20 protein-coding genes and 2 tRNA genes are annotated in these 21,636 nt (G+C 73.2%); 13 read left to right on the forward strand and 9 right to left on the reverse strand.

The window, feature by feature from the left end:
- The first annotated feature begins 147 nt into the window (after positions 1-147).
- The 4 genes from ACIO5E_RS07595 to pyrE all read left to right on the forward strand — a co-directional run bounded on the left by ACIO5E_RS07595 (position 148) and on the right by pyrE (position 4,143).
- Positions 148-678, forward strand: coding sequence for a DUF2617 family protein (locus tag ACIO5E_RS07595; RefSeq protein ID WP_400664808.1), 531 nt, complete (start codon positions 148-150; stop codon positions 676-678).
- 139 nt (positions 679-817) lie between these two features.
- Positions 818-2,458 carry a polyamine aminopropyltransferase gene (locus tag ACIO5E_RS07600; RefSeq protein ID WP_400664810.1) on the forward strand — a complete coding sequence of 547 codons (1,641 nt, stop codon included), beginning with the start codon at positions 818-820 and terminating at the stop codon, positions 2,456-2,458.
- Between the two features lie 85 nt (positions 2,459-2,543).
- Entirely contained in the window at positions 2,544-3,575 is a 1,032-nt protein-coding gene (locus tag ACIO5E_RS07605) for a hypothetical protein (protein ID WP_400664812.1), read from the forward strand.
- A 31-nt stretch (positions 3,576-3,606) separates the two neighbouring features.
- On the forward strand, positions 3,607-4,143 hold the full coding sequence (gene pyrE / locus ACIO5E_RS07610) for an orotate phosphoribosyltransferase (protein WP_280673778.1): 537 nt from the start codon (positions 3,607-3,609) through the stop codon (positions 4,141-4,143).
- A 106-nt stretch (positions 4,144-4,249) separates the two neighbouring features.
- Here the strand turns inward: pyrE and ACIO5E_RS07615 are convergent, their stop codons facing one another.
- Entirely contained in the window at positions 4,250-4,975 is a 726-nt protein-coding gene (locus ACIO5E_RS07615) for a DedA family protein (protein ID WP_400664814.1), read from the reverse strand.
- Positions 4,976-5,317: 342 nt separating this feature from the next.
- Here ACIO5E_RS07615 and fbaA point away from each other — a divergent pair, with 342 nt between their 5' ends.
- Positions 5,318-6,340 (forward strand): class II fructose-bisphosphate aldolase, encoded by a 1,023-nt coding sequence (fbaA, locus tag ACIO5E_RS07620; RefSeq protein WP_280673780.1) that lies wholly within the window; start codon positions 5,318-5,320, stop codon positions 6,338-6,340.
- Positions 6,341-6,430: 90 nt separating this feature from the next.
- Here fbaA and ACIO5E_RS07625 read toward each other — a convergent pair whose 3' ends face one another.
- On the reverse strand, positions 6,431-6,850 hold the full coding sequence (locus tag ACIO5E_RS07625) for a DUF3151 domain-containing protein (RefSeq protein WP_400470529.1): 420 nt from the start codon (positions 6,848-6,850) through the stop codon (positions 6,431-6,433).
- Between the two features lie 208 nt (positions 6,851-7,058).
- On the opposite strand from ACIO5E_RS07625, the gene ACIO5E_RS07630 reads away from it, so the two are divergent.
- A complete protein-coding gene (locus ACIO5E_RS07630) occupies positions 7,059-7,853 on the forward strand; it encodes a DUF3152 domain-containing protein (protein WP_400664817.1) in 795 nt (264 codons plus the stop codon).
- An 88-nt stretch (positions 7,854-7,941) separates the two neighbouring features.
- Here the strand turns inward: ACIO5E_RS07630 and ACIO5E_RS07635 are convergent, their stop codons facing one another.
- The 4 genes from ACIO5E_RS07635 to purS all read right to left on the reverse strand — a co-directional run bounded on the left by ACIO5E_RS07635 (position 7,942) and on the right by purS (position 12,034).
- Positions 7,942-8,769 (reverse strand): sterol carrier family protein, encoded by an 828-nt coding sequence (locus ACIO5E_RS07635; protein ID WP_400664819.1) that lies wholly within the window; start codon positions 8,767-8,769, stop codon positions 7,942-7,944.
- 81 nt (positions 8,770-8,850) lie between these two features.
- Complete coding sequence (gene purL / locus ACIO5E_RS07640) at positions 8,851-11,106, reverse strand: phosphoribosylformylglycinamidine synthase subunit PurL (RefSeq protein WP_400664820.1); 2,256 nt, start codon at positions 11,104-11,106, stop codon at positions 8,851-8,853.
- Positions 11,106-11,783 carry a phosphoribosylformylglycinamidine synthase subunit PurQ gene (gene purQ, locus ACIO5E_RS07645; RefSeq protein ID WP_400664821.1) on the reverse strand — a complete coding sequence of 226 codons (678 nt, stop codon included), beginning with the start codon at positions 11,781-11,783 and terminating at the stop codon, positions 11,106-11,108. The genes purL and purQ overlap by 1 nt, the downstream gene beginning before the upstream one ends.
- Complete coding sequence (gene purS, locus ACIO5E_RS07650) at positions 11,780-12,034, reverse strand: phosphoribosylformylglycinamidine synthase subunit PurS (protein ID WP_045692676.1); 255 nt, start codon at positions 12,032-12,034, stop codon at positions 11,780-11,782. The genes purQ and purS overlap by 4 nt, the downstream gene beginning before the upstream one ends.
- Positions 12,035-12,500: 466 nt before the next feature.
- Here purS and ACIO5E_RS07655 point away from each other — a divergent pair, with 466 nt between their 5' ends.
- The 7 genes from ACIO5E_RS07655 to ACIO5E_RS07685 all read left to right on the forward strand — a co-directional run bounded on the left by ACIO5E_RS07655 (position 12,501) and on the right by ACIO5E_RS07685 (position 17,200).
- On the forward strand, positions 12,501-12,818 hold the full coding sequence (locus ACIO5E_RS07655; protein ID WP_280673786.1) for an Lsr2 family protein: 318 nt from the start codon (positions 12,501-12,503) through the stop codon (positions 12,816-12,818).
- A 140-nt stretch (positions 12,819-12,958) separates the two neighbouring features.
- Positions 12,959-13,031: transfer RNA gene (locus tag ACIO5E_RS07660), tRNA-Gly, on the forward strand.
- Between the two features lie 39 nt (positions 13,032-13,070).
- Positions 13,071-13,146, forward strand: a tRNA-Gly gene (locus ACIO5E_RS07665).
- Between the two features lie 225 nt (positions 13,147-13,371).
- Complete coding sequence (locus tag ACIO5E_RS07670; RefSeq protein ID WP_400664823.1) at positions 13,372-14,382, forward strand: ABC transporter ATP-binding protein; 1,011 nt, start codon at positions 13,372-13,374, stop codon at positions 14,380-14,382.
- A complete protein-coding gene (locus ACIO5E_RS07675; RefSeq protein ID WP_400664825.1) occupies positions 14,379-15,224 on the forward strand; it encodes an ABC transporter permease in 846 nt (281 codons plus the stop codon). The genes ACIO5E_RS07670 and ACIO5E_RS07675 overlap by 4 nt, the downstream gene beginning before the upstream one ends.
- Before the next feature lie 99 nt (positions 15,225-15,323).
- The gene (locus ACIO5E_RS07680) at positions 15,324-16,553 is read left to right on the forward strand and encodes a sensor histidine kinase (protein WP_400664827.1); all 1,230 of its coding nucleotides are present in this window, start codon (positions 15,324-15,326) and stop codon (positions 16,551-16,553) included.
- A 26-nt stretch (positions 16,554-16,579) separates the two neighbouring features.
- On the forward strand, positions 16,580-17,200 hold the full coding sequence (locus tag ACIO5E_RS07685; protein ID WP_280673791.1) for a response regulator transcription factor: 621 nt from the start codon (positions 16,580-16,582) through the stop codon (positions 17,198-17,200).
- A gap of 24 nt (positions 17,201-17,224) precedes the next feature.
- Here the strand turns inward: ACIO5E_RS07685 and ACIO5E_RS07690 are convergent, their stop codons facing one another.
- From ACIO5E_RS07690 to ACIO5E_RS07700, 3 genes are all read right to left on the reverse strand, one after another.
- Positions 17,225-18,124 (reverse strand): phosphoribosylaminoimidazolesuccinocarboxamide synthase, encoded by a 900-nt coding sequence (locus ACIO5E_RS07690; protein ID WP_400664829.1) that lies wholly within the window; start codon positions 18,122-18,124, stop codon positions 17,225-17,227.
- Positions 18,125-18,213: 89 nt separating this feature from the next.
- Complete coding sequence (locus ACIO5E_RS07695; RefSeq protein WP_400664831.1) at positions 18,214-19,752, reverse strand: N,N-dimethylformamidase beta subunit family domain-containing protein; 1,539 nt, start codon at positions 19,750-19,752, stop codon at positions 18,214-18,216.
- A gap of 218 nt (positions 19,753-19,970) precedes the next feature.
- A complete protein-coding gene (locus ACIO5E_RS07700; RefSeq protein WP_400664833.1) occupies positions 19,971-21,554 on the reverse strand; it encodes a hypothetical protein in 1,584 nt (527 codons plus the stop codon).
- Positions 21,555-21,636: the final 82 nt, after the last annotated feature.

Here is a 21,636-nt window from a genome sequence, read left to right on the forward strand (position 1 = left end):
TTCTCTGCTGCTGAATCTCCAGCCGGAATCCTTCCTTCCACGGTCGGCCGCGCCCAGGGCCGCACAGCCACGAACAGCCTCGCCATCGCCTAGGCCTACTCGATGCTGCTCGGCGGGCGCGCACGGAGCTGAAACGCGGAGCCGAGCATGCTCACCACACTGCAGACCTCCTACACGGACACCCGCGCCGGTGACCTGGCCTGGTGCCTGGGCGGCGAACCGCTGCCCGCTCTCGCGGTCCGCGACCTGAGACTCGACGGAGGCGGCCGCCCGGGCAGGTCCGGCACCCTCCAACTGCGGCTGCTGGGCGCTTCGCACCAGGTGGTGATCGCCGCCGGCCCGGGCAGGTGCCTGGAGACCGTCGCCTGCCTGCCCGGCCGTCGCACCCCGCTGCCGGCCCGGGTGGCCAAGCAGGTCGGCGGCTGGGAGTACGAGTTCGCGGCCCGGATCGAGGCGCTGCCCCCGCACGACTTCGCGGCCCGCGCCCAGGAACTGCTGGCCCTGGTCGAGGGGCACCCGCGCGGCCTGGCCGGGGTGTTCCCGGGCGACCCGAGCGCCTTCACCGCGCTGGTCACCCAGGGCGGCGTGGACCGGCTGCTCTGGCGCACCTGGCACGCCTACCCGCAGGAGGGCCAGCTGGTCTGCACCCGGTCCTCGCTGGTGGTGTCCGAAGCATGACGGCCGCCGATCCGACCAAGGGGGCCGATCCGGCTACAGCCTATGAATCGTACGCAGGAACGATTCGTCAACGCGGCATCCTGCACTGTCCGTCGAATGGACGCAGCTATCCGTCCCGAACGTCCCCTAGCGTTTGTTCGTGATCAACCATCCGGCCGGTCCACCCGCCCGCTCGCGAGTGGACATCGACGACGGCGCCCCACCCCGGCCCGGGCGGAGCCTCGCCCCCCTGCCCGCCCGCCGTCGGTCCCGGCTGCGCTCCCACCCCCGGCTGGCCCGCCTGACCGTCCTGCTGGCCGCGTTCGTCTGCGCGGCCTGCGGACTCGTCTACGAACTCGAACTCGTGGCACTCGGCGACTACCTGCTCGGGGACTCGGTCACCCAGACCTCCGTCGTGCTCTCCGTCATGGTGTTCGCGATGGGCCTCGGCTCACTCCTCGCCAAACGCCTCACCCGACGGCCCGCCACCGCCTTCGCCCTGGTCGAATGCGCCCTCGCGCTCACCGGCGGCCTCTCCGTCCTCGCGCTCTACTCCTGCTGGGCCTGGATCGGCCGCTACCAGGCCGCCATGGTCGGCCTCACCTGCCTCATCGGCATCCTCATCGGCGCCGAGATCCCGCTCCTGATGACCCTCATCCAGCGGATCCGGCGCGAGGACGCCGGGCGCGCCGCCGCCGACCTCTTCGCCGCCGACTACGTGGGCGCGCTGATCGGCGGCCTCGCCTTCCCCTTCCTCATCCTCCCCGGCCTCGGGCCCGGCACCGGCGCCCTCGTCACCGGCGCCGTCAACGCCGTCGCCGGAGCCGCCGTCGTGCTCTGGCTCTTCCGCGAGGAACCCACCCCCCGGCTACGACTCCTGCTCTGGGGCGGCTGCGCGCTCGTCCTCGCCCTGCTCGCCGCGGCCGCCGCCGGCTCCGACGCCATCGAACGCTCCGCCCGGCACGCCCTCTACGGCGCCCAGGTCCGCTTCGCCACCCGCAGCCACTACCAGGAGATCGTGCTCACCGGCCCCGCCGAAGGCCCGCTCCGGCTCTACCTCGGCGGACGGCTCGCCGTCTGCGGACCCGACGAGTACCGCGGCAACGAAGCCCTGGTCCACCCGGCGATGGCCGCCGGACCGGACGCCCGGATCCTGCTCCTCGGCGGCGGCGACGGGCTCGCCCTCCGCGAGGTGCTCCGGCACCACGGCGTCCGCTCCGTCCGGCTCGTCGACGCCGACCCCGCACTCCCCCGGCTCGCCCGCACCGACCCGGGGCTCGCCGCCCTCACCGGCCACTCCCTCGACGACCCCCGCGTCCACACCACCGCCGCCGACCCGATGGCCTGGCTGCGCGGCGGCGCCGCCGCGGCCGACGGCACCTACGACGTGGTGCTCGCCGACCTGCCCGCACCCGCCGACGGCGGACCGGTCACCTTCCACTCCCAGGAGTTCTACGGCCTCGCCACCCGGCTGCTCTCCCCCGGCGGCCGCGTCGCCGTCCGGGGCGGCGGCGACGCGGGTGGCCTCTGGCAGATCGAGTCCGGTCTGCGGACGGCGGGGCTGCAGACCGTCCCGTACGCCGTCCAGGGCGGCGCCACCGCGAGCTGCCGCGCCGACCCGCCGGACACCGCCCAGCACTTCCTCCTCGCGGCCGCCGCCCGACCCCCGCTCGCCCTCGCCCCCGACGCGCCACCGCCCCGCGCCCTCACCCCCGACGGCCTCCGCAGCTCGGCCGCCCGCCTCACCGCCCTCCGCCCCACCCGCCCCCCGGCCGCCCTCACCCTGCTCGGGCCCCGCTGAGGGCAGGGCCGGCCGGGGGCGGGACGGGGAAGTCGGGTGGCGGTAGGTAGGGACCGTGCGGGGTTGGGTCGGTAGGCTCCGTGGCATGGAGCATGAGGTTGTCGTCCCGATGTCCGCCGAGTTGGTGCGGCAGGCCCTGCAGGATCCGGCTCTGCTGGCCCGTAGCGTGCCTGGGCTGAGCACCGAACCGGCCGCGGTCGGTGCCGGGCCGGCGGAGGAGATCGGCGGCCGGCTGAAGCTGCGCATCGGCGGCTCCACCATCACCTACAAGGGCGTGCTGTCGCTGATCGAGGGGCGCGAGGGCGTGCTGACCGTGTTCGCCGAGGGCCAGGAGGCCCGCGGCAGCGGCGAGGCGACCGCCACCGTCCGGGTCAGCGTCGCGGACGGCGCCGAGGACGGCACCGCGGTGGTCCGCTTCACGGGTGACCTGAGCGCCACCGGCCGGCTCACCGAGTTCGACGAGGAGACCCTCGACGCCACCGGCCGCCGGCTGCTGGACCGCTTCGCCGCCGCGCTCGCCTCCCCGGACGCCGAGCAGGAGCCGGAGAGCGACGGCGAGGGCGAGGGCGAGGGCGCCCCGGAGACGGGCACCGACGCCGACACCACGGCCGACACCGACAACGACGGCTCCGACGGCGCCGACGACGCCGACGACGCCGACGTGGTCTTCATCGAGGAGCACCAGGACCAGCCCGGCGACGACCTCGACGACGACCTGTCCGACCTGATCGCCTTCTCCGACGCCGACGCCGAGCGCTTCGGCCTGCCCACCGGCGCCACCGGCGACGACGGGCACGAGGAGGGCGTCGCCGAGGAGCTCCCCGCCGAGCCGCTGTTCGAGTACGAGGACGAGCCGGCGGGCGGCGGCCCGGTGCGCCGCAGCATCGTCGGCCGGTCGGCCGAGGAGGTGGACCACGCCCCGCCGCGCGGACGGTACGCCCCGGCGCTGCCGGCCCGCAGTGCCCGGGCCCGGGCGGCGTCCCGCTGGGGCGGCGAGGCCGGCGGGATCGTGGTGCCGGGTTCGGGCGGCCGGAACGCCGTGCCGTGGGTGATCGGCGGCGGGGTGGCCCTGCTGGGCGGCGCCGTGGTGCTGGTCAGGGCCTTGCGTCGCCGCTGACCGACCCGGGAGCGGACTAGACTGAACGCTCATGAGCAACGACCGCGACGCCCTGCTGGCACAGATCAAGGACAAGGCCGTCGTGCACGGCAAGGTCACCCTTTCCTCCGGCAAGGAGGCCGACTACTACGTCGACCTGCGCCGGATCACGCTGGACGGCCAGGCCGCCCCGCTGGTCGGCCGGGTGATGCTGGACGCGACCTCGCACCTGGAGTACGACGCCGTCGGCGGTCTGACCCTGGGCGCCGACCCGGTGGCCGCCGCGATGCTGCACGCCGCCGCCGCGCGCGGGCGTGAGCTGGACGCCTTCGTGGTCCGCAAGGCGGGCAAGGCGCACGGCCTGCAGCGCCGGATCGAGGGCCCGGAGGTCAAGGGCCGCCGGGTGCTGGCGGTCGAGGACACCTCCACCACCGGCGGCTCGGTGCTGACCGCCGTCGAGGCGCTGCGCGAGGCGGGCGCCGAGGTGGTCGGCGTCGCGGTGATCGTGGAGCGCGGCGGCGCGGCCGCGGTCGAGGCGCAGGGCCTGCCCTACGTGACCGCGTACACCCTGGACGACCTGGGCCTCTGAGCCCGAACGGCCCGACGCCCGGACGCCTGAGACACACGAGGGGCCGGGTCCTGTTTCACGTGAAACAGGACCCGGCCCCTCGGCAGGTGCCCGGAAGCCCCGGTGCTCAGCCCCGCCGGTGGCGGCCGCCGCCGCTCTGCACGGTGTCCGTGTCGGCATCGGCGCTCTCCACGCCACCGGCCTTCTTCTTCTTGCGCTCGCGCAGGACCTCGATCAGGATCGGCGAGACCGAGAGCAGGACGATCAGCAGCACCGCCGGGATCAGGTACTTGTCGATCACCGGGGCGAGCGCGTCGCCGAAGAAGTAGCCGATCAGCAGCATGGACTCGGTCCACAGCACACCGCCGATGACGTTCCACAGGAAGAACGTCCTGGCGGGCATCTCCAGGGTGCCGGCGACCGGGTTGAGGAAGGTGCGGACGATCGGCATGAAGCGGGCCAGCACCACGGCCTTGCCGGGCCCGAACTTGTTGAAGTACTCCTCCGCCTTCAGCACGTACTCGCGCCGGAAGATCTTCGAATCGGGCTTGTCGAACATCTTCGGCCCGACCTTGACCCCGATCAGGTGCCCGAGCTGGGCGCCGGCGATCGCGGCCACCGGGGTCCCGATGAGCAGGACGGCGATCGGCAGCTTGGCGCCGTCGCCGAGCACCGACGAGGCGGCGTTCGAGGCGGCGACGCCCGCGATGATCAGCAGTGAGTCACCCGGGAAGAAGAACCCGACCAGCAGGCCGGTCTCCGCGAAGATGATCGCGATCAGCCCGATGGCGCCGAGGGACGAGATCAGTGATTTGGCGTCGAGCAGGTTGACGGCCAGCTGGTAAGAGTCCACGGGCGCAGGATAGCGGGCCGTCCTGTACGAAGGCTTCGCCCGGCGGGTGGATCCGGTGTCCTCCCGGCGTCGCACGCGGGGCGGTCCGCACCGCCGGCGGCGACGGTCCGACTGGCGGGCTCCTGCTGACCTGCGGGCACGAGTCTGGGAAGATGGCCCAGGCGTCCGGTCCGCAGCGGCACACCACCCTCATCGCCGTACCGCGGAGGTCGCCTCGAACCTTGGTGCCGGAGAGCCACACCGCAGCGCCGCGCGTCGGCGGCCGGCACGGAGTCGTACCGAAGGCGTACACAGCGTCGGACAGCACCGTCCGTACGCCGCAACCCGACAGGAGCGGATCGCATGCCCATCGCAACTCCCGAGGTCTACAACGAGATGCTGGACCGGGCCAAGGCGGGCAAGTTCGCCTACCCGGCCATCAACGTCACGTCGTCGCAGACCCTGCACGCCGCACTGCGTGGTTTCGCCGAGGCCGAGAGCGACGGCATCATCCAGATCTCGACCGGTGGCGCGGAGTTCCTGGGCGGCCAGCACAACAAGGACATGGTGACCGGCGCCGTGGCGCTGGCCGAGTTCGCGCACATCGTCGCCGCCAAGTACGACATCACCGTCGCGCTGCACACCGACCACTGCCCGAAGGACAAGCTGGACGGCTACGTCCGCCCGCTGCTGGCGATCTCCGCCGAGCGCGTGGCCAAGGGCCAGAACCCGCTGTTCCAGTCGCACATGTGGGACGGCTCGGCCGAGACCCTCGCCGACAACCTGGCCATCGCCCAGGAGCTGCTGGCCCAGGCCGCCGCCGCCAAGATCATCCTTGAGGTCGAGATCACCCCGACCGGCGGCGAGGAGGACGGCGTCACGCACGAGATCAACGACGAGCTGTACACCACCGTCAACGACGCCGTGCGCACCGCCGAGGCGCTGGGCCTGGGCGAGAAGGGCCGCTACCTGCTGGCCGCCTCGTTCGGCAACGTGCACGGCGTCTACAAGCCGGGCAACGTCGTGCTGAAGCCGGAGCTGCTGCGCGAGCTGCAGGACGCGATCGGCAAGCAGTACGGCAAGACCGACCCGTTCGACTTCGTCTTCCACGGCGGCTCGGGCTCGACCGCGGCGGAGATCGCCACCGCGCTGGAGAACGGCGTCGTGAAGATGAACCTGGACACCGACACCCAGTACGCCTTCACCCGCCCGGTCGTGGACCACATGTTCCGCAACTACGACGGCGTGCTGAAGGTCGACGGCGAGGTCGGCAAGAAGAGCACCTACGACCCGCGCACCTGGGGCAAGCTCGCCGAGGCGGGCATGGCCTCCCGCGTGGTCGAGGCCGCGCAGCAGCTGCGCTCGGCCGGCAACCGCCTGAAGTGAGCCCGGTGGCCGGGCTGAGCGCCCGGCCACCGTGCGTACGCGGAGGTGCCCCCCGGTGAGTCCACCGGGGGGCACACGTGTGTGGGTGTCCTACTGCTTCAGCTCCGCGTACGCCTCCGCGCTGCTGTCCTTCAGGAACTGCCAGCAGCGGGCCTCCTCCTCGGTCTCCTTGATCGCGCCGGCGGCCCGCGCGAGCGCCGCCAGGCAGCGCAGGAAGCCGCGGTTCCCGCGGTGCTCCCACGGCACCGGCCCGTGGCCCTTCCAGCCGCTGCGGCGCAGCGCGTCCAGGCCGCGGTGGTAACCGGTGCGGGCGTAGGCGTAGGACTCGACGTAGCGGCCGGCCGCGTAGGCGTCGTCGGCGAGCATCGCCCAGGCCAGGCAGAAGGTCGGGAAGTCGGCGGCCACCTGGGTGGGTGAGGCCGACTCCTCCGCCAGCATGCGGTAGGGCTGCTCGTCCTCCGGGAGAAGGGTCGGGTCGGGGCCGTCGAGAAGATTCCGGTGAATCGCCATGCAGGCAGTCTGCCACCCGAGGCGCTGGGGTCAACCGCCCTCCCGGGTTCGGCACCGGGTGACGGTGCCTGCATACCCGGTATGTGGACATTCACCCGTTCGCCATGCCAGGGTGTCGATCGTGCCCGCAGCCCGATCCGCCGCCCGACGCAAGAACTCCCAGGGCGGCCGCCGACGCCGACGGCAACGGCGCAGACTCGGGCCTGGCATGCTCGCGGCACTGGTCACGACGGTGGCGGTGCTGGGCGGTACGGCGGTCGTGCTGAATCGTTCCGCCGATGCGCCCGACGCCGGGCCGACCGCCCAGGCACGGGTCGCCCCGCCCGCCGAGCAGACCCCCGTGCCCGCCACGCCGACGCCGACCGCGGCCGACACCCCGAGCGCGCCGCCCGCCCCGACCCCGGAACCCACCCCCACGCCCACCGCGCCCGACCCGGGCCCGGCCAAGGGCGCGGGCACCTTCAGCATCGCCCCCGCCACCGCCCAGCCGGTCGGACGCGGCAACGTGCGCCGCTACCGGGTGGAGGTCGAGGACGGCATAGGCATCGACGCCCCGGCCGCCGCCACCCAGATCCACGGCGTCCTCGGCGACAAGCGCGGCTGGACCAACGACCGCAAGAACGGCTTCCAACTGGTCGCCGGCGGCGGCTACGACTTCACCGTGAAGATCGCCTCGCCGGCCACCGTGGACAGGATCTGCGGCGCCTCCGGCCTGGACACCCACGGCGAGGTGAACTGCAACGTCGGCAACCAGGTGCTCGTCAACTCCAAGCGCTGGAACACCGGTTCACCGCAGTTCAGCGGTTCGATCGACGAGTACCGGGCGCTGATCGTCAACCACGAGGTCGGCCACCGGATAGGCCACGGGCACGAGGGCTGCCCCGGCCCGGGCCAGCCGGCACCCGCGATGATGCAGCAGATCTACGGGCTCAAGGGCTGCGCGCCGAACGCCTGGCCGTACTCGGAGAACGGCACCTACCTGAGCGGGCCGTCGGTGCCGTAGCCCGGAGCGCCGTACCCCGGAGCGCCGCTGCGCAGGGCCGCCCCGCCGAGGCCCACGCCGAGGCCTCGACGCCCGGCACCGGCCCCGGCTACCCGAGCACCGGCAGGTAGGCCCGCAGGTCGCTGCGCTCGCCGGAGGCGGAGACCGCCGCGGCGTCCACCGCGGCCGCCCAGTCCGCCCGGCCGGTGGCCAGCCGGATCCAGGTCAGCGGATCGGTCTCGACCACGTTCGGCGGGGTCCCCCGGGTGTGCCGGGGCCCCTCGACGGCCTGCACGACGGCGTACGGCGGGATCCGCAGCTCGACCGCGCCGCCGGGGGCGCGCTCGGCGAAGGCGTCGGCCAGCAGCCGGGTGACGGCGGCGACGGCCTGCCGGTCGTGCGGGAAGCCGTCGAGGCCGAGCGCCGCCGCCAGGTCGTCGGCGTGCACGACGGTCTCCACCAGCCGGGTCACCAGCATGTCGGCGAGCGTCATCGAGCCGAGCCGGATCTCGAACCGGCGCTGCGGGTCCCGGACTCCGTCCTCGGAGAGCAGGTGGACCAGTCCGCTCGCGGCCCGGTCGAAGGCCTGCGCCACCGAGGCTGGATCCCCGGCGAACTCGCCCCGGGCCGTCGCCCGCGCCTGCTCGTCGAGCAGCGGCGCGACCGTGCCGACCGCGGCCACCCAGCCCGGCAGGTCCAGCGGCGGCCGGCCCTCCTGCGGATCGTCGAAGTGCGCCGGGACCCAGTCGATCTGGACGGCGAGGTGGGCGAGCAACTCGCGGACCGTCCACTCCCCCATCCTGGTCGGCCGGGCCAGCCGCTCCGCGGCGTCCGGGCGGGCGCAGAGCTCGTGGACGGCGGTACGCAGCGCGCCGGTCTGCGCGACCAGGGCGGCGATCACCTTCGCGGGCTGGTACGTACGGGGTTTGGGAGGCATGGGCCCCAACATACGCCGAGGGGCGGACGGTTCGACCGAACCGTCCGCCCCTCGGAGGCCGCCCACGGGGGGCCGCCGCGATCAGGCGAGCAGAGCCTCGATGACGCCGGTGTGGGCGTCCTTCAGCTCGGCCAGCGAGACGGTGAACTGGCCCTGGACGTCCAGGGATTCACCGTCCACGACACCGATGCGGGTGGCCGGCAGGCCGCGCGCGGTGCACATGTCGTTGAACCGGAGCTCCTCGCTGCGCGGCACGGCCACGACGGCGCGGCCGGCCGACTCCGAGAACAGGAGGACGAACGGGTCCACGCCCTCGGGCACGATGATCCGCGCGCCGCGGCCGCCCTTGAGGCAGCTCTCGACGAGCGCCTGGCCGAGGCCGCCGTCCGAGAGGTCGTGCGCGGCGTCGATCATGCCGTCGCGCGAGGCGGCGATCAGGATGTCGCCGAGCAGCCGCTCGCGCTCCAGGTCGACCTTGGGCGGCAGGCCGCCGAGGTGGTCGTGGACCACCTGCGACCAGGCCGAGCCGCCGAGCTCGTCCGCGGTGTCACCGAGCAGGTAGAGCAGCTGCCCCTCCTCGGTGAAGGCGATCGGCGTGCGCCGGGTGACGTCGTCGATGACGCCGAGCACCGCGACCACCGGGGTCGGGTGGATGGCGACCTCGCCGGTCTGGTTGTACAGCGAGACGTTGCCGCCGGTGACCGGGGTGCCGAGCACCAGGCAGGCGTCGGCCAGGCCACGGGTGGCCTCGGCGAACTGCCACATCACGTCCGGGTCCTCGGGGGAGCCGAAGTTGAGGCAGTCGGAGACCGCGAGCGGCTTGGCGCCGCCGGCCGCGACGTTGCGGTAGGCCTCGGCGAGGGCCAGCTGGGCGCCGGTGTACGGGTCCAGCTTGGCGTAGCGGCCGTTGCCGTCGGTGGCGACCGAGACGCCGAGGTTGGTCTCCTCGTCGATCCGGATCATGCCCGAGTCCTCGCCGACCGAGAGCACGGTGTTGCCGAGCACGTAGCGGTCGTACTGGTCGGTGATCCAGGACTTGGAGGCCTGGTTCGGGGAGCCGGCGACCTTCAGCAGGTCGGCCTTGAGGCCCTCGCCGGTGGTCGGGCGGGCCAGCCGCTCGCCGGTGGGGGCGTCGGCCTGCAGCGCGTCCTGCCAGCTCGGGCGGGCGTACGGACGCTGGTAGGTCGGGCCCTCGTGGGCGACGGTGCGCGGCGGCACGTCGACGACGAGCTCGCCGTGCCAGAAGATCTCCAGGCGCTCGCCGTCGGTCACCTCACCGATGACGGTGGCGATGACGTCCCACTTCTCGCAGATCTCCAGGAAGCGGTCGACCTTGTCGGGCTCGACGATGGCGCACATGCGCTCCTGCGACTCGCTCATGAGGATCTCCTCCGGCGAGAGCGTGTTGTCGCGCAGCGGCACGGTGTCCAGCTCGACCCGCATGCCGCCGGAGCCGGCCGAGGCCAGCTCGCTGGTGGCGCAGGACAGGCCGGCGCCGCCGAGGTCCTGGATGCCCTTGACGAGCTTCTCCCGGAAGATCTCCAGGGTGCACTCGATCAGGAGCTTCTCCTGGAACGGGTCGCCGACCTGGACCGCCGGGCGCTTGGTCGGCTTGGTGTCGTCGAAGGTCTCGGAGGCGAGCACCGAGACGCCGCCGATGCCGTCGCCGCCGGTGCGGGCGCCGTACAGGATGACCTTGTTGCCGGCGCCGGAGGCCTGCGCGAGGTGGATGTCCTCGTGCTTCATGACGCCCACGCACAGCGCGTTGACCAGCGGGTTGCCCTGGTAGCAGGAGTCGAAGACGACCTCGCCGCCGATGTTCGGCAGGCCCAGGCAGTTGCCGTAGCCACCGATGCCCGCGACGATCCCGGGCAGCACGCGCCGGGTGTCCGGGTGGTCGGCCGCACCGAACCGCAGCGGGTCCATCACGGCGACCGGGCGGGCGCCCATCGCCAGGATGTCGCGCACGATGCCGCCGATGCCGGTGGCCGCGCCCTGGTAGGGCTCGATGTACGACGGGTGGTTGTGCGACTCGACCTTGAAGGTCACCGCGTAACCCTGGCCGACGTCGACCACACCGGCGTTCTCGCCGATGCCGACGAGCATCGCGTCCGAGTCGGGCTTCTTCTCGCCGAACTGCTTCAGGTGGACCTTGCTGCTCTTGTACGAACAGTGCTCCGACCACATGACCGAGTACATCGCGAGTTCGGCGCCGGTCGGGCGGCGGCCGAGAATCTCCCGGATGCGCGCGTACTCGTCCTCCTTGAGGCCGAGTTCGGCCCAGGGCTGGGCGACGTCCGGGGTCTGCTCGGCGTTCTTGACGGTGTCGAGGCTCATCAGGCGTTCACCAGCTGCTTCAGGACGGAAGTGAAGAAGCCCAGGCCCTCGACGGTCGGACCGGTGAGCGGCTCCACGGCGTGCTCCGGGTGCGGCATCAGGCCGACGACATTGCCGGCGGCGTTGGTGATGCCCGCGATGTCGCGGTACGAACCGTTCGGGTTGACGTCCAGGTAACGGGCGACCACCCGGCCCTCCGCCTCCAGTTCGTCCAGGACGTGCTCGTCGGCGACGAACCGGCCCTCGCCGTTCTTCAGCGGAACGACGATTTCCTGGCCCGCCGAGTAATCCCGGGTCCACGCGGTGCCGGCGTTCTCGATGCTCAGCTTCTGGTCGCGGCAGACGAAGTGCAGCGAGTCGTTGCGGGTGAGCGCGCCGGGCAGCAGGTGCGATTCGCAGAGCACCTGGAAGCCGTTGCAGATACCGAGGACCGGCATTCCCAGCTTCGCCTGCCCGATGACGGTCTCCATGACCGGCGAGAAGCGGGAGATCGCGCCGCAGCGCAGATAGTCGCCGTAACTGAATCCGCCCGGCAGGACGACGGCGTCGACCTGGTGGAGATCCTTGTCACGGTGCCAGAGGGCGACCGGCTCGGCGCCGGCCAGACGGACCGCGCGCTGGGCGTCGCGGTCGTCGAGGGAGCCGGGGAAAGTGACGACGCCCACGCGGGTGGTCACTTCGCCGCCTCCTCGACCCGGACGGTGAAGTCCTCGATCACGGTGTTGGCGAGAAAGGTCTCGGCGGCTTCGCGGATACGGGCGAGCGCGGCGTCGTCGACCGGGCCCTCCACTTCCAGCTCGAAACGCTTGCCCTGGCGGACGTCGGCGATCCCGGTGAATCCGAGGCGGGGCAGTGCACGCTGCACCGCCTGTCCCTGGGGGTCGAGGATCTCCGGCTTGAGCATGACGTCGACTACGACGCGTGCCACTGGCACTCCCGGTGGTGTCTTCGGTGAGGCGGGGGAACCCCAGACTACCGGGGGTTTCGGGCAGGATTGCTGGCCGGGGATAGCGACGCGCGTAGACCCGAGACCCTTACGCGACAAGGGATCCGGGCCCGCCGACCCCCGCCCGGGCCGGCCGGTTTCAGCGGATTCGGACCCCGGAACGAGAACACCCGAAGAACACCCGAATACGGCACTCCGGGACAGATCGACCCGTCGGCACTCCGGTATCCGGCATCCCGGCGAAGACACGTGAATATCCGGAAAAGAATGCCGGACTCTTCGATTTCGACCCCCTTCGGGTGCAGAATAGGGCCACCTGTCGCGGCAAGTGCTGCGTATCCGGCAGGCCACCAGGCCTGCCCGTATGCGCTTACGCGAGTGGTGCACATCAGGCCCCCGGACGCACCCCGCGGACCAGCGGCCGAATTGCCCGAGAGGATTGACACCCATGGCTCAGCGTGTAGTTGTCACGCTCTCCGACGACCTGGACGGCGGCGCCGCGGCGGAAACCGTCCACTTCGGCGTCGACGGGAAGTCGTACGAGATCGACCTGTCCGTGGACAACGCGGAAAAGCTGCGGGAGGCCCTCGCTCCGTTCGTCGCGGCCGGCCGCCGCCAGAGCCGTACCGGAAAGTCCTTCCGCCGCACCGCGCTCACCCCGGACCCGGCCGCGGTCCGCGCCTGGGCCCAGTCGCGCGGCATGGAGCTGCCGGCCCGCGGCCGCATCCCCAAGCACGTGTACGAGGAGTTCGCCGCGGCGAACTGACCGCCCCGGGTAGCGCACCGGTCGCCCCGCCCGCCTGGACCGAAAGGGTGGGGCGACCACCCCGAACGATGCTGTAGAGTATTCCTCGTCGCCGCAAAGGAGTGATCCGGAGAGGCGGCCGGTGCCCCACCAGGCACCGTGCGGACGTGGCTCAGTTGGTAGAGCATCACCTTGCCAAGGTGAGGGTCGCGAGTTCGAATCTCGTCGTCCGCTCGCAGTGCGCGAGCACAGCACAACTCCATAGTTTGACCTGCGGACGTGGCTCAGTTGGTAGAGCATCACCTTGCCAAGGTGAGGGTCGCGAGTTCGAATCTCGTCGTCCGCTCCAGAACGAAGGGCCCCCTCGATCGAGGGGGCCCTTCGACATTCCCGCCGAAGGGCCCCCGAAGTCGCGCCGAAGTCCCGCCCACGGACAATCCGGCCGAACCGCATTCCCGCTGCGGCCACGGCGGCCCGGCCCATGACATTTGTCACCGCCGACCCGTGGATCCCCACCCCCAGGTCATGACGGCGCGCACTGCCCGCGCGGCCGGGACGGCGGAAGGCTGGAGGCATGGAAACGAGCCAGCCCTTCCGCTCCGGCGACAGCGTGATCGAGGTCACCGACCTGCACCGCCACTACGGCACCGGCACCACCGGCTACCACGCCGTCCGCGGCGTCGACCTGGCCGTCGGCCGCGGTGAGCTGTTCGCCCTGCTCGGCACCAACGGGGCCGGCAAGACCTCCACCATGGAACTCATCGAGGGCCTGGCCGCCCCCACCGGCGGCACCGTCCGGGTGCTCGGCCACGACCCCCACCGGGAGCGCGCCGCCGTCCGCCCGCGGATCGGCATCATGCTCCAGGAGGGCGGCTTCCCCGGCGACCTCACCGTCGCCGAGACCGGCCGCAGCTGGGCCGGGATGACCAGCGGCGCCCGCCCGGTGGAGGAGGCCCTGGAGCTGGTCGGCCTCGGTCACCGCCGCGGCGTCCGGGTCAAGCAGCTGTCCGGCGGCGAGCGGCGCCGGCTCGACCTCGCGATGGCCCTGCTCGGCCGTCCCGAGGTGCTCTTCCTGGACGAGCCCAGCACCGGCCTCGACCCGGAGGCGCGCGCCGCCGTCTGGCGGCTCGTCCGCGAACTGCGCGCCCAGGGCACCACCGTGCTGCTCACCACGCACTACCTGGAGGAGGCGGAGGAACTCGCCGACCGGCTGGCCATCATGCACGGCGGCCAGGTCGTCACCACCGGCACCGTCGCCGAGGTGATCGCCGGCCGGCCCTCCCGGGTCAGCTTCGAACTGCCCGAGTACACCGGGACGGCGCTGCCGGTCCTCGCCGGGGCCGAGATCACCGTCGACGGCCGCAAGGTCACCGTGCAGACCACCGGCCTCCAGCGCACCCTCTTCGACCTGCTCGGCTGGGCCCAGCAGCACGGGATCGCGCTCGGCGCCCTGGACGCCCGCAGCGCCTCGCTGGAGGAGGCCTTCCTCGCCATCGCCTCCGAGGCCGCCCACCAGGCCCCGCCCCAGTCGCCCGCCACCACCGCCCGCCCCGCCCGCCGCCGCCTGATCGGATCCGCCCGATGACCACCGCCGCCACCGCCGGAAAGACCGCCACCACCACCGTCGGCCCGCAGAGCACCTCCCCCCGGCGCCTGCTCTCCCTCGGCCGCGCCGAGGCCACCCTGCTGCTGCGCAACCGCACCGCCCTGTTCACCGCCCTGCTGCTGCCGCTGCTGCTGATCGCCGGCCGGCGCAACATGCTCAAGCAGCAGGCCGAGTCCCACCCCGGACTGGACGTCGACACGCTGCTGATCACCGGCACCATCGGCGGCATCCTGGCGTTCGTCGTCTACTACAACCTGACCGCCGCGTACGTCGCCCGCCGCAACGAACTGGTGCTCAAGCGGCTGCGCACCGGCGAGGCCCGGGACGTGGAGATCCTGGCCGGCACGGCGGTGCCCTCGGTGACGCTCGCCCTGCTGATGTGCGCCGTGGTCTCCGTCGGCGGCGCCGCCGTCCTCAAGCTCAGCACGCCGGTGAACCCGCTGCTGCTGGCCGCCGGGCTGGTCCTGAGCATCGGCACCATGATGGCGCTGGCCGCCGTCTCCAGTGCCTTCACCAAGACCGTCGAGACCGCCGGCATCACCACCCTCCCGGTGCTGCTGATCTCCCAGTTCGGCTCCGGCCTGCTCATCCCGCTGGAGGTCATGCCCCCGCAGCTGGCCGACTTCTGCCGGCTGCTGCCCACCACCCCGGCCTTCCAGCTGATCCGCATCGGCTGGACCGGCACCGACGGCTCGGCGGCCGCCACCGGCTTCGCCGGCACCTGGTCCACCGCCGCCCCGCACCTGGTCACCGGCGCCGTCTGGCTCGGCCTGGCGGTCTGGGGCGCGGTGCGCTACTTCCGCTGGGAGTCGCGCCGCTGACGCCCCGGCGGACACGGTTTCGAATCCGAAGGCTCTGCTCCCATTCCACCTCTGATATGAAGGCATCGACAGGGTAGTGATCGAACGGAGAGCAATTCGATGGACGTCCGGGGGCCGGTCCGCCGGTGGAAGGGCTTCGGCAAGCCGCAGCGCGCCGAGCTGTACTTCCGCTGGTCGCTCTACCTGATGGCCTGGATCATGCTGCCGGTGAACCTGCTGGCCAGCGCGTCCACCGTGCAGGTCGCGCAGTCCGGCACGGCCGTCCAGGTCGCCCTGGTCGTCTCGCTCGCCTCCACCCTGGTCACCCTCCGGGCGTACCGCACCTCGCTCGACCACTACCTGCGGCGCCCCAGCGAGTACCTGCGCTGGCTGGTCGTCAACGGCACGCTCACGGTGGTCGGTTCCTGGGCCGTCCTGCTGCTCGGCCCGTCCTCCGCCGGACCGTCGCACCCCCACGGAGCGCCGTTCACCGCGGTGATCGCCACCTGCCTGCTGGGCGCGAGCGTCGGCCCGATGAGCGTGGGACTGCCACTGCGCTGGGCCTGCCTCGGCGGACTCGGCCTGGTGCTGCTGCTCGCCCCCGCACTGCTGCTCGCCGGGGTCGGCGCCGCCACCACGGCCGGGCTGCTGATCGGAGCGACCTTCGGGATGGCCCTGCTCATCGGCAGCTGCCGCAGCTTCGCCTGGATCACCGCCATCGTCTGGGAACTGGACGCCGCCCGCGAGGCGCAGTCCCGGCTCGCCGTCGCCGAGGAGCGGCTGCGCTTCTCCCGCGACCTGCACGACGTGATGGGCCGCAACCTCACCACCATCGCGCTCAAGAGCGAACTCGCCGTCCAACTCGCCCGCCGCGGGCGGCCGGAGGCCGCCGACCAGATGGCCGAGGTGCAGAAGATCGCCCAGGAGTCACAGCGCGAGGTCCGGGACGTCGTCCGCGGCTACCGCACCGCCGACCTGCACGCCGAGGCGATCGGCGCCAGCGCGGTGCTCCGCTCCGCCGACGTGGCCTGCGAGATCGACCTCGGTGAGGACGCCGACCACCTGCCACCCCCGGTCCAGTCGGTGCTCGGCTGGGTGATCCGCGAGGCCACGACCAACGTGCTCCGGCACAGCGAGGCCCGCCGCTGCCTGATCCGGCTGCACCAGGAGGACGGCCGGGCGGTGCTGGAGCTGGAGAATGACGGGGTGCCCGCCGCCCCGCTCCCCTCGCAGGGCGGCGGCACCGGGCTGCGCGGGCTGCGCGAGCGGCTGGCCGCCCACGGCGGCGACCTGACCGTCCCGCAGGCCGCTCCGGGCACCTTCCGGATGCTCGCCTCCGTCCCCCTCTGACCCGACTCCACGGAGGAAGACCGCCGATGACCGACACCGCGCCCGTGCGCATCCTGCTCGCCGACGACGAGCACCTGATCCGGGGCGCGATGGCCGCGCTGCTCTCCCTGGAGGAGGACATCACCGTGGTCGCCCAGGCCGGCTCCGGCCCGGAGGCGCTGGCGATGGCGCAGGCCCACCGCCCGGACGTCGCGGTGCTGGACCTGCAGATGCCCGGCAAGGACGGCATCGAGGTGGCCACCGAGCTGCGCCGGCTGCTGCCGGACTGCCGCTGCATGATCGTCACCGGCCACGGCCGCCCCGGCTACCTGAAGCGGGCGCTGGAGGTGGGGGTGCGCGGCTTCCTGCCGAAGACCGTCTCGGCGGCCGACCTGGCCGGCATCATCCGGACCGTCCGGGCCGGCGGCCGGTACGTGGACCCGGAGCTGGCGGCGGACGCGATCAGCGCCGGCGAGACCCCGCTCACCCCGCGCGAGACGGACGTCCTGGAGCTGGCCGCCGACGGCACCTCGATCGCCGAGATCGCCGAGCGGGCGGCGCTGTCCCCCGGCACCGTCCGTAACTACCTGTCCTCGGCGGCCACCAAGCTGGGCGCGGAGAACCGGCACGCGGCGGTGCGGATCGCCCGCGAGCACGGCTGGATCTAGGACCGGCCCGCGGGCGGTCGGGCGTCAGGCCCAGGAGGTGCCGGTCAGCCGCTGGTACACCTCGATGTACTTGGCCCGGGTCTGCTCGACCACCTCGGCCGGCAGCTCCGGCGGCGGCTGCTCGCTGTGGCGGTCCCAGCCGGAGGCCGGGGAGACCAGCCAGTCGCGGATCAGCTGCTTGTCGAAGGACGGCTGCGAGCGGCCCGGCTGCCACTCGTCGGCCGGCCAGTAGCGGGAGGAGTCCGGGGTGAGCACCTCGTCGCCGATCACCAACTCGCCGTCCAGCAGGCCGAACTCGAACTTGGTGTCGGCCAGGATGATGCCGCGGTCGCGGGCGATGTCCCGGGCCCGGGCGTAGACGTCCAGGGTGGTGCGGCGCAGCTGGGCGGCCAGCTCGGCGCCGATCCGGCGCGCGGTCTCCTCGTACGGGACGTTCTCGTCGTGCTCGCCGACCTCGGCCTTGAGCGCCGGGGTGTAGATCGGCAGGGGCAGCTCGGAGCTGTTCTCCAGGCCCTCCGGCAGGGCGATGCCGCAGACCGTACGGCTCTCCTCGTACTCGGCCAGGCCGGAGCCGGCCAGGTAGCCGCGGGCGACCGCCTCGACCGGGATCATGTCCAGGCTGCGGCAGATCAGCGTGCGGCCCTTCCAGTCGGCGGGGGCGCCGACCGGGACCTCGGTGGAGATCACGTGGTTGGGGATGATGTCGGCGATCCGCTCGAACCACCACAGGGACAGCTGGGTGAGGATGCGGCCCTTGTCGGGGATCTCGTTCGGCAGCACCCAGTCGTGGGCGGACATCCGGTCGCTGGCGACCATGACCAGTTCGCCCGACTCGGTGCGGTAGAGATCGCGCACCTTGCCGGTGTGCAGGTGGACCAGGCCGGGCACCTGGACCGGCTCAGGCTTGGTGACAAATCCGCTCAACGTGTCTCAGTCCTCAGGGGTCGTTCGCGGGCGCGAGCACGCGAAAGGGGAGGTCACTGCCCCGGCAGTCTTTCATGCCCCCTGAGCGCCTAGTTCTTGGCGAGGTGGTCCAGCAGGTTGGCGGTGGCGCGCTGGATGCGCTCGTCGGTGAGGCCGGGGCGGCCGAGCGCGGGCGACCAGGCGAAGGTGCCGGCCGCGAACACGTACGCGCCGCTGGGCGCCCGGTACAGCGAGGTCTCCTGGTAGCGGGTGCGGCCGGTGAGGTCCTGGTACGGCGAGTGCGCGAGCAGCACGCGCTCGGTGTGCTCGGGCAGCGCCACCTTGGGGTAGTACCGGTCGGCCTCGCCGGCGACCAGGCCGGGCAGTTCGTCGCCCTCCTGCAGGCCGGTGCCGTCCCACAGCCAGTGCGCGGTGTGCCGGGCGACCAGCGGGACGGGCGCGGCGACCCGGCCCGAATACTGGACGCCGAGCACGTGCTGCTCGGGCTCGCCGGCGTCCCGCCACAGCGCGCTGGCCGAACCGGGCACCCCGGCGGCCGGGCTGCCGGGCCCGACCTTCTGCCGTTTGCGGCAGTTGAGCAGCCGGTTGGGTTCGCCGGAGGCGGCGGCGGTCAGCTCGACCCGCCAGTACATGGTGTTGGCGGACAGGAACACCAGCGAGGTGCCGTCGTCCCTGGCCTGCTCGACGGCCCGGCGCATCGGCTCGGACCAGTACTCGTCGTGGCCGGGGAAGATCAGCGCCCGGTGCCGCCCCGGGTCGACCAGGCCCGCGTGCAGGTCGGTGGCGGTGGCATAGGAGAGGTCGTAGCCGTAGCGCTCGGCCCAGCGGATGAAGTCGTACGCGTGGCCGACGTGCAGCGGCAGTCCGGCGGTGGCGTGCGGGCGGTCGAAGGAGACCGTGACGGCCGCCTCCGGCTCGCCGACCAGGCCGCCCCGGCCGTCCCAGGCGTGGTAGAGGCTGGCGCCGCTGCGGCCGTCCTCGGGGAACAGGTTGTAGGCCTGCCAGGTCACGTCCGGGACCACCAGGAGCAGTTCGGCGGCGTGCTCCCGGTCCTCGAAGTCCCTGACCGTGAACGGGATGTGGCTGCGGTGCAGCATGTCCGCGGTGGTCAGCACGGCGACGTAGGCGCCGGGCTTCCAGTGCACCGGGATCTGCAGCCGCCAGGAGTGCCACCAGTGGTGGCAGGAGACCGTCCGCTCGACCACCAGCGGGGCCGGCTGGGCCAGCCCGGCGATCAGCGGGCTGGACGTCATGTGGCTGGCGCCGTCGCCGCCGTAGTGGCCGATCCGGAAGACGTCCACGGTGAACTCGCGGGGCGGGTTGACGGTGACCCGGAAGTCCACCGAGCCGCCGGGGCGGATCACCCCGGCCGAGGCGAAGCCCTTGATCTGCTGGTCCACGTCGTTGGCGCTCTGCGGGGTGCCGACCGGCGGCTTGGGCCGGGCGCCGGCCGCCAGCGGCCGCTGGCCGGGCGCGTCCACCGAGACGTACCAGGGGATGGCGCCCTCCGCGCCGGCCAGGTACTGGTCCGGGCTGCGCAGCCAGGGCAGCGGACCCTGACCGAAGGGGTCGGAGACGCTGTAAGCGTGCGTTCCGGACTCCCAGCGGCGGTTGAGCTCGGTCTCCACGCGCCCCTCCCAGGTGCACTTCCGCCCGGTTGGCACGTGCCCCCCGGATGTGCGTGCGGTCTAATACACCACAGAGTGCAGGCGCTCCGTCACCCTGCGGTCGCAATTCGTGCCGGGAATCTCACGGCCGCCCCGGACCAGGCCTCCGGCCTGCGGAGACGGCCGCCCGCGGAACCGTTCGGGGGCGCGCGCCGGAGCACCGAGCGCCGCCTGCCGGCTCACAACCGGACGGGTTTCTCCAGGCGGACGTCGGCGGCGTCCAGCCAGGCCCGTAGCGGGCCGTCCTGGCCCTGCTCGACGGCCTGGGCGACCGGCCCGGCCAGATCGGTGCGGCGGACCCCGCCGAGCAGCAGCACCGGGCCGTCCAGCCAGTCCAGGCCGGGTGCGCCCCCCGCGGTGTCGACGGCGGCGCAGCAGACCATCGCGGTGACGTGGTCGACCAGCAGGTCGCGACCGCTCCGAACGGGTTCGAGCAGCGGGGCCGGGGCGGTGGTGGGGGCCAGCTGGGCGGTGAGCGCCGCGGCCAGCCGCTCGCCGTCGCCCTCGGCGAGCCGGCCCAGCAGCCGGGTGAGCGTCGGGGCGCCGGGGCGGGACTGCGGGGCGAGCCGGTCCAGGGCGGCCTGCAGGACGGCGGCGCGGGCCCGCCAGCCGGCGTCCACCACGTCGGCCGGGTAGTCGCCCCACTCCAGCTCGTGCCAGGCTCCGGCGGCCGGACGGCCGAAGAACAGCTCGGCGGCGAGCCGGGAGACCGCCCGGTCGACGGTGCCGGGCTCCTCCAGCAGGTCGCAGGCGGGGCGGTCGCCGAGCCGGCTGCCGTAGCCGTCGGCCAGCCGGTCGCGCCGGGACAGCTCGGTGAGGGCGGCGACCACGCCGGCGTTGAGGTGGACGGGGTGGCGGCCGAGCCGCCAGGCGGGCAGCGCGACCCGGGTGAGCAGCCGGTCCCAGCCCGCGTAGGCCAGGCCGACCTGCTCCTGGGCGGCGATCCGCAGGCCGTAGTCCACCGCCCTGGCCTGCTCGGAGGCCCAGCTCGCGACGGAGCGCTCCAGTTCGGCGGCATGGCCGCGGCAGGAGCCGAGCAGCCGGCGGGTGATCCCGCCGGTGATCCGCTCGGCGAGCGCTGCCGGGCCGCGACGGGGCGGCCGGGGCGGGCTCGCCAGGGTGCCGCCGCCGAGGCCGGGGGCGGCGACCTCGCCGGAGTCCAGGCTGGCGTCCAGGCCGCGCAGGAAGCGGCGGGCGGCGGCGATCTCCGGGTCGGCGGAGGCGGCGGCGCCGGCCACCACGGGGGCGAGCAGGGCGCGCAGTTCGCCGGCCCGCATCCACCACAGGAACGGCGAGCCGATCACCAGGACCGGGCCGGGCGGCTCGGGGTGCGGCCGGAACAGGCGGGCCGGCCGCACGGGCGGGACGTCCTCCAGCCAGCTGTCACAGTCCGGGGTGAGCGCGACGGCGGAGGGCGCGGGCACGTCCAGCCGGGCGGCGAGTTCGTCGATCAGCCGGTACAGCTCGGGGGCCTCCGCGCGTTTCAGCGGGACGGCCGGAGTCTGGGGCGGGACGGCCCCGCGGTAGCCGCGGGCGGTCAGCCCGGCGACCAGGAGGGTCAGCGCGGCCACCGCGCAGACCACCCAGCGGGCGGCGTCCCACCCGGCGGTGTCGGAGGAGCCGGGCTCGCCGATCCGCCCGGTGAACCGGCCCGCGAGCAGGACCACCGCGACGGCGGCGGGCATGGCGGCGGCGGCCAGGGCGAGACCTCGGACCCGCAGGACCGCCTGAGCGTGAGCGCGCGCGGTGTCGACTGCGGCCATACGGTGCGGCACCCCCTTCGGAGCCCTCGGGCGCCCGGCGACGGGCCCTGAGCCGACTCGAAACGATCAGTTCCGACCGGGA

This window comes from Kitasatospora sp. NPDC087314 (genome assembly GCF_044744365.1).
GTDB lineage: Bacteria > Actinomycetota > Actinomycetes > Streptomycetales > Streptomycetaceae > Kitasatospora.

Coding starts and splice junctions, on each gene's coding strand:
- purL (WP_400664820.1), bottom strand. CDS start 11,106: ATGAGCCTCGACACCGTCAAGAACGCCGAGCAGACCCCGGACGTCGCC.
- ACIO5E_RS07595 (WP_400664808.1), top strand. CDS start 148: ATGCTCACCACACTGCAGACCTCCTACACGGACACCCGCGCCGGTGAC.
- ACIO5E_RS07630 (WP_400664817.1), top strand. CDS start 7,059: ATGCTCGCGGCACTGGTCACGACGGTGGCGGTGCTGGGCGGTACGGCG.
- ACIO5E_RS07685 (WP_280673791.1), top strand. CDS start 16,580: ATGACCGACACCGCGCCCGTGCGCATCCTGCTCGCCGACGACGAGCAC.
- ACIO5E_RS07635 (WP_400664819.1), bottom strand. CDS start 8,769: ATGCCTCCCAAACCCCGTACGTACCAGCCCGCGAAGGTGATCGCCGCC.
- ACIO5E_RS07625 (WP_400470529.1), bottom strand. CDS start 6,850: ATGGCGATTCACCGGAATCTTCTCGACGGCCCCGACCCGACCCTTCTC.
- ACIO5E_RS07670 (WP_400664823.1), top strand. CDS start 13,372: ATGGAAACGAGCCAGCCCTTCCGCTCCGGCGACAGCGTGATCGAGGTC.
- ACIO5E_RS07700 (WP_400664833.1), bottom strand. CDS start 21,554: ATGGCCGCAGTCGACACCGCGCGCGCTCACGCTCAGGCGGTCCTGCGG.
- pyrE (WP_280673778.1), top strand. CDS start 3,607: ATGAGCAACGACCGCGACGCCCTGCTGGCACAGATCAAGGACAAGGCC.
- ACIO5E_RS07655 (WP_280673786.1), top strand. CDS start 12,501: ATGGCTCAGCGTGTAGTTGTCACGCTCTCCGACGACCTGGACGGCGGC.
- fbaA (WP_280673780.1), top strand. CDS start 5,318: ATGCCCATCGCAACTCCCGAGGTCTACAACGAGATGCTGGACCGGGCC.
- ACIO5E_RS07675 (WP_400664825.1), top strand. CDS start 14,379: ATGACCACCGCCGCCACCGCCGGAAAGACCGCCACCACCACCGTCGGC.
- ACIO5E_RS07605 (WP_400664812.1), top strand. CDS start 2,544: ATGGAGCATGAGGTTGTCGTCCCGATGTCCGCCGAGTTGGTGCGGCAG.
- ACIO5E_RS07680 (WP_400664827.1), top strand. CDS start 15,324: ATGGACGTCCGGGGGCCGGTCCGCCGGTGGAAGGGCTTCGGCAAGCCG.